This window comes from Pseudomonas sp. 15C (genome assembly GCF_055484735.1).
Window position 1 is genome coordinate 1 of sequence record NZ_JBUDGD010000107.1, and the last position, 6,933, is coordinate 6,933.

Annotated in this window: 6 protein-coding genes; 4 read left to right on the top strand and 2 right to left on the bottom strand. The window is 59.6% G+C overall.

The genetic code is table 11. From position 1 onward, the window contains the following. Positions 1–306: 306 nt before the first annotated feature. A complete protein-coding gene (locus ACYYKW_RS26205) occupies positions 307–714 on the bottom strand; it encodes a PA2817 family protein (protein ID WP_464991566.1) in 408 nt (135 codons plus the stop codon). Positions 715–803: 89 nt separating this feature from the next. Beyond that, positions 804–3,251: an acyl-CoA dehydrogenase gene (locus ACYYKW_RS26210; protein WP_464991567.1), complete on the bottom strand. Its 2,448-nt coding sequence runs from the start codon at positions 3,249–3,251 to the stop codon at positions 804–806. Between the two features lie 248 nt (positions 3,252–3,499). Here ACYYKW_RS26210 and ACYYKW_RS26215 point away from each other — a divergent pair, with 248 nt between their 5' ends. The 4 genes from ACYYKW_RS26215 to ACYYKW_RS26230 all read left to right on the top strand — a co-directional run bounded on the left by ACYYKW_RS26215 (position 3,500) and on the right by ACYYKW_RS26230 (position 6,668). After that, the gene (locus tag ACYYKW_RS26215; RefSeq protein ID WP_464991568.1) at positions 3,500–4,159 is read left to right on the top strand and encodes a transglutaminase-like domain-containing protein; all 660 of its coding nucleotides are present in this window, start codon (positions 3,500–3,502) and stop codon (positions 4,157–4,159) included. Between the two features lie 43 nt (positions 4,160–4,202). Further along, positions 4,203–4,826: a glutathione S-transferase family protein gene (locus ACYYKW_RS26220; RefSeq protein WP_090285241.1), complete on the top strand. Its 624-nt coding sequence runs from the start codon at positions 4,203–4,205 to the stop codon at positions 4,824–4,826. A gap of 133 nt (positions 4,827–4,959) precedes the next feature. Further along, positions 4,960–5,892 carry an ABC transporter ATP-binding protein gene (locus ACYYKW_RS26225; RefSeq protein WP_090285239.1) on the top strand — a complete coding sequence of 311 codons (933 nt, stop codon included), beginning with the start codon at positions 4,960–4,962 and terminating at the stop codon, positions 5,890–5,892. Beyond that, complete coding sequence (locus ACYYKW_RS26230; RefSeq protein ID WP_039760202.1) at positions 5,889–6,668, top strand: ABC transporter permease; 780 nt, start codon at positions 5,889–5,891, stop codon at positions 6,666–6,668. The genes ACYYKW_RS26225 and ACYYKW_RS26230 overlap by 4 nt, the downstream gene beginning before the upstream one ends. The last annotated feature ends 265 nt before the right edge of the window (positions 6,669–6,933 follow it).

Consider the following 6,933-nt stretch of genomic DNA (forward strand, 5'->3'; position numbering starts at 1 on the left):
TGTTCGGCTTGGGATTTGTGGTGTGGCTGCCCCTCACCCCAGCCCTCTCCCCTAGGAGAGGGAGCCGATTTGGGTTGGCTTCGAATGTGGAGTACGACTTGGTATCGCAAGTCGGCGTAACTCTCACATTCACCCCGATCAGTCCCCTCTCCCTACGGGCGGTCCGACGTTTCGGGAGGGTTAGGGTGAGGGGCTTTTGACGTTGGCCTTTGGCATATGCCGTTGTCCTCACTCGGCATCACGACAAAGCCAAAAAAAACGCCCGCATGGCATCACCATGCGGGCGTTTTCATGAGCAGGACAATCTCAGTGCTTGCTGTCCTGCGCGGACATCGCCATCAGTTGCTTTTCCTGGTTCCAGTCGAACGGTTCGTCGTTCTGTTCGGCTTCGAAGCGACGCTCTTCGAGTGCCTGGTACAGGTCGATTTCTTCGTCGGACAGGTAATGCAGGCAGTCGCCAGCGAAGTACCACAGCAGGTCGCGCGGGATGAGGTGGGCGATTTGCGGGTAGCGGGAGATCACCTGGGTCAGGATGTCCTGGCCAAGATATTGGCTTTCGATAGGATCGATCGGCAAGGACGCCAGCAGTTCGTCGAAGCGCTCGAGGAACAGGGTGTGGCTTTCTTCGGGCACCTGTTCGGCCTCACCTACGGCGACCAGGATACTGCGAAGGTGGTCGAGCAATACAAGATGATCGGCAACGACGTTGGACACGAGATAAGTCCTCAAGAGCAAAACGGGCGCGGGAGTATAAAGCCCCCGCGCCCGTTTTTCACAGATTAAACGCTGTACGGCAGCAGAGATCAGCGAACTTTGCCCTCGGCCAGTGCCAGTTCTTCCTTGTCGAAATCATCGACATCGATCACTTTGCGTCGCGCGGCTTCGGCGTCGCGCAGGTTTTGCGCTTCTATCGGTTGCAGTACGCCGGCCTCCAGTGCCGCGTCGATGGCGTGTTCGCCGGCGACCGGTTTGACCTGACCGCTTTTCAGCAAGGTGTGCAGCTTTTTGTGCAGTGGCTGCGCGGCATGCAGCAGATCGCTGGCGTGTTGCAGCGCGCCGACCGCGTCGTCTGGGGATTGCGGTCGGTAGCAGCCGGCGAGGAGTTGTTCCAGCGCCGGATCGCCCTTGGCGCGACCGATGACGCCCGCCACTTCGGCGCCGAGCTTGTCCGACGGGCCTGTGTGGCGACGACCGAACGGGAAGACAATGACCCGCAACAGACAGCCGAACACCTTGTTGGGGAAGTTGCGCAGCAGTTCATCGAGTGCTCGTTCCGACTGGCCAAGACTTTCTTCCATGGCCCAGCGTAGCAGCGGCTCCATATAGGCCGGCGAGTCGAGGTCGTGATAACGCTTGAGCGCGGCGGAGGCCAGGTACAGGTTGCTCAGCACATCGCCGAGGCGCGCCGACAGGCGTTCGCGGCGTTTCAGTTCGCCGCCCAGCAGCATCATGCTGAAGTCCGCCAGCATGGCGAACGCCGCAGCCTGACGGTTGAGCGCACGGAAGTAGCCTTGGCTGATCTTGTCGCCCGGTGCGTGTTCAAAGTGACCCAAGCCCAGGTTGAGCACCAGGGTACTGGCGGCATTGCTGATGGCGAAACCGATGTGTTTGAGCAGCAGGCCGTCAAACTCTTTCAGCGCCTGGTCCTTGTCCTCGCGGCCGGCCAGGGCCATTTCCTTGAGCACGAACGGATGGCAGCGGATCGCGCCCTGACCGAAGATCATCAGATTACGCGAGAGGATGTTCGCGCCTTCGACGGTGATGAAGATCGGCGCGCCGTTCCAGCTGCGCCCCAGGTAGTTGTTCGGGCCCATGATGATCGCCTTGCCGCCATGCACATCCATGGCGTGGCTGATGCACTCGCGCCCGCGTTCGGTGAGGTGATACTTGAGGATCGCCGACAGCACCGAAGGTTTCTCGCCCAGATCCACCGCATTGGCCGTGAGCATGCGCGCGGCGTCCATCATCCATGCGTTGCCGCCGATGCGGGCCATGGCCTCCTGAATACCTTCGAAAGCCGACAGCGGTACGTTGAACTGTTCACGAATCTGCGCGTACTGCCCGGTGACCAGACTAGTGAATTTGGCCGCACCGGTGCCGACTGCTGGCAACGAGATCGAGCGGCCGACCGACAGGCAGTTCATCAGCATCATCCAGCCCTTGCCGAGCATTTCCTGGCCGCCAATCAGGTAGTCCAGCGGGATGAATACGTCTTTGCCGGAGTTCGGCCCGTTCATGAATGCCGCGCCCAGCGGCAGGTGACGACGACCGATTTCGACACCGGGGGTGTCGGTCGGGATCAGCGCCAGGCTGATGCCGAGGTCTTCCTTTTCGCCGAGCAGATGCTCGGGGTCATAAGCCTTGAAGGCCAGGCCTAGAAGTGTCGCGACCGGGCCCAGGGTGATGTAGCGCTTTTCCCAGTTCAGGCGCAGGCCGACAACTTCCTCGCCTTGCCACTGGCCTTTGCAGATGATGCCAGTGTCGGGCATGGCACCGGCGTCGGAGCCAGCGAGCGGGCCGGTGAGGGCGAAGCACGGGATGTCATCGCCACGGGCCAGTCGTGGCAGATAGTGGTTGCGTTGTTCGTCAGTGCCGTAATGCAGCAGCAGTTCGGCCGGGCCGAGGGAGTTGGGCACCATTACCGTGGAGGCGAGGTCGCCGCTGCGGGTCGCCAGTTTCATCGCCACTTGCGAGTGAGCGTACGCGGAGAAACCTTTGCCACCGAATTCCTTGGGAATGATCAGGGCAAAAAAGCCGTGTTCCTTGATGTGTGCCCAGGCTTCAGGCGGTAGATCCATCGACTGGCCGATCTGCCAATCAGTGACCATTGCACAAAGTTCTTCGGTCGGGCCGTCGATGAAAGCTTGCTCTTCTTCGCTCAATTGCGCCTTTGGATAGGCCAGCAGTTTGTCCCAGTCCGGACGCCCGCTGAACAGTTCGCCATCCCACCACACGGTGCCGGCGTCGATCGCATCGCGCTCGGTCTGCGACATCGGCGGCAGGGTTTTCTGGAACCAGTTGAACAATGGCGCAGTGAAATGCTGGCGGCGCAGGTCAGGCAGCAGCAAGGGGGCGGCGATCAGCGCCAGCACTACCCAGAACAATGCCAGCAACCAGCCCGGTGCATGACTGAAGATGCCCATCGCCACCAGGTAGACGGCAACGATGCCCAAGGCAGGCAGAGGGGCGATGCGCCGGTGAGCGAGATACGCCACACCAACGATCAAAACCAGTATCCATAACAACAGCATATTCAGTCCTCCGTGAACCAAGGCAAATCGACCCTCCAGAGCTTAGACGGCATCTGTAAAAGCGGGTGGTCAGACCAAGGTGATTGAAATCGTGGGAAACCCCGGATGGTTTTCGTAGGTTCGGTGGGCAACACGTGTGGGAAATCGTTCGCCGATCCCGCGGCTTTGCTTCCAGGTTTGGCCGAAACGTCGTTATCTCTGTGCTCAAGCTGTCGCTAGACTCGTGACTCATCCAGGAGATTGCCGTCATGCACGAGTATCTGAGCCCCGGCCGCTTCATCGATAGTGACCACCCGGCAGTGGTGGAGTTCGCCGAGCAGCATCGCGGCGCCAGCCAAGATCCGCGTGAGCAGGCAATCGGTCTTTATTACGCCGTGCGCGAAGCAGTGCGCTACAACCCCTACACGTTCAGCCGCGACCCGCAGACCTTGCGCGGCAGCCATGCATTGGCGACAGGCGAAAGTTATTGCGTGCCCAAAGCCACGCTGCTGGCTGGCTGCGCGAGACACTGCGGGATTCCGGCGCGCATTGGTCTGGCCGATGTGCGCAATCATCTGTCGACCCCGCGCCTGCTCGAGTTGCTGCGGAGCGACCGATTCGCCATGCACGGCTACACCGAGTTCTTTCTTGATGGCCGCTGGGTCAAGGCTACGCCGGCGTTCAATCAGCAATTGTGTGAGCTGTTCAATGTCGCGCCGTTGGAATTCGACGGCGTCAATGACAGCGTTTTTCACCCGTACAACCGTGATGGCGCGCTGCTGATGGAATATCTGGTCGATCACGGCCAGTTCAGCGATGTGCCGGAAGCGTTCTTCTTCGAGCATCTGCAAAAATGCTATCCGCACCTGTTTACCGATCAGCAACCGGCGTTACTGGGTGACATGCTCAGTGATGTGAGTGCTCGCTGATCCGGCGTATGCTGGCCGTCCACGCATTTGCAAAGAGGCGGTCATGCTGAAGATCTGGGGACGGAAAAACTCTTCGAATGTCAGGAAAGCGTTGTGGGCGGCCGAGGAGCTTGGCCTGGCTTACGAGGCGATCGATGCCGGTGGCGCGTTCGGTGTGGTCGATACGCCGGAATACCGCGCGATGAATCCGAATGGCCGGGTACCGGTAATCGAAGACGAAGGTCTGGTGCTGTGGGAATCCAACGCCATCGTCCGTTATCTGCTGGCCAGACACGCGCCCGACAGCGCCTGGTATCCGGCGGATCCGCGCACCCGCGCCACCGCTGACAAATGGATGGATTGGACCAGCTCGAGTTTTGCCGGGCCGTTTCGCACAGTGTTCTGGGGCGTGTTGCGTACGCCCGCCGAGAAGCAGGACTGGGCGGCGATCAATGCCGCGATCAAAGAGTGCGACGAGTTGTTGAACATGGCCGACCATGCCCTGATCAGCCAGCCTTACCTCTCCGGCAATGAAATCGGCATGGGCGATATCCCGCTCGGCAGCTTCATTTATGCCTGGTTCGAAATGCCCATCGAGCGCGCACCACAACCCCATCTGCAAGCCTGGTACGAGCGCCTGAAACAGCGTCCGGCCTATCAGAAAGCGGTCATGACCGCGTTGACTTGATAATTACTATCGACACACTTGACTGTACTTGTGCGGCGTCGGCAAGCACCATTGCGAACTTGCGCCGCGGTTGTTTCCCTCGCCGCTCGCCCTTATTTATTCTTTTCTCCCCTTCATGGTGCGTAAATCCGATATGAGTTCCGCTCTGTCCATCCGGCAGCTAACCAAAACCTACGGCAACGGGTTCCAGGCCTTGAGTGGTATCGATCTGGACGTCGCCGAAGGTGACTTCTTCGCCTTGCTCGGCCCCAACGGCGCCGGCAAATCCACGACCATCGGCATTCTCTCGACCCTGGTCAACAAGACCAGCGGCACGGTGAATATCTTTGGCCACGACCTGGACAGGAACCCGGCCGCGCTCAAGCGCTCGATCGGCGTGGTGCCCCAGGAATTCAACTTCAACCAGTTCGAAAAGACTTTCGACATCGTCGTGACCCAGGCCGGTTATTACGGCATCCCGGCGAAAATCGCCAAGGAACGCGCCGAGCAGTACCTGACGCAACTGGGCCTGTGGGACAAGCGCGATGTGCCGTCGCGTTCGCTGTCCGGCGGCATGAAGCGGCGCTTGATGATCGCTCGCGCACTGGTACACGAGCCGCGGCTGCTGATCCTCGACGAACCGACTGCCGGTGTCGACATCGAGCTGCGCCGGTCGATGTGGACCTTCCTCACCGAACTGAACCAGAAAGGCATCACCATCATCCTCACCACGCATTATCTGGAGGAGGCTGAGCAGTTGTGCCGCAACATCGGCATCATCGACCACGGCACGATTGTCGAGAACACCAGCATGCGCCAACTGCTCGGTCAGTTGCATGTGGAAACCTTCCTGCTCGATCTCAAGGGCGATCTGGCGGCCGCGCCACAACTGGTCGGTTACCCGTCGCGGCTGATCGATGCGCACACGCTGGAAGTGCAGGTCGACAAGTCGATGGGCATTACTGCGCTGTTCGGCCAATTGGCTTTGCAGAACATCGAAGTGCTGAGCCTGCGTAACAAAACCAATCGCCTTGAGGAGTTGTTCGTGTCTCTGGTGGAGAAAAATCTGTCGAAGGTGGCGGTATGAGTTCTGAGTTCGGTCCCAACCTCGTCGCCTTGCAGACCATCGTTTACCGCGAGGTCAAACGCTTCATGCGGATCTGGCCGCAGACCCTGCTGCCGCCGGCGATCACCATGGTTCTGTACTTCGTGATCTTCGGTAACCTGATCGGCCGGCAGATCGGCGACATGGGTGGCTTCACGTACATGGAGTACATCGTGCCGGGGTTGATCATGATGTCAGTGATCACCAACTCCTACGGCAACGTGGTTTCGAGTTTCTTCGGCAGCAAGTTCCAGCGCTCCATCGAAGAACTGATGGTCTCGCCGGTTTCCCCGCACACCATTCTGATCGGCTTCACCATTGGTGGCGTATTGCGTGGTCTGGCGGTGGGTTTGATCGTGACGATCCTGTCGCTGTTCTTTACCGATCTGCAGGTGCACCACTTGGGTGTGACCATTTTGGTGGTGGTGCTGACGGCGACGATTTTCTCGCTGCTGGGCTTCATCAATGCGGTGTTTGCGCGAAACTTCGATGATATTTCGATTATTCCGACGTTCGTGTTGACGCCCCTGACTTACCTGGGCGGAGTGTTTTATTCGATCACGCTGTTGCCGCCGTTCTGGCAGACGGTGTCGCTGGCGAACCCGGTGCTGCACATGGTCAATGCCTTCCGCTACGGCATTCTGGGGGTCTCGGATATCCGGATCGGTATTGCGATCACCTTTATGCTGGTGGCGACGGTGGTGTTGTATCTCGGTTGTGCGCGGTTGCTGGTGAGTGGGCGGGGGATGCGTACCTGATCTGGCGGGTGATGGCTGTCTTTCAGGCGGTGAGTTTTGGGTACATATCCGTTGCTGCGGTAACGGCGGCTTAGGGTTCCGCCCTTACGGCGGGTCACCTTTTTCAAACGCCAAAAAGGTAACCCAAAAGGCTTGCTCCTGCGTTCGGCCCTCGCAGGCTCGGGTTCCTTCGCTCCGGGACTGATCCGGGCGCAGCGGCTACGGTTTGCTGCGCTGCACCTCCTTCCGCTGTGTCTGGCTGCGCCAGACGGTCGCTGCGCTCCCA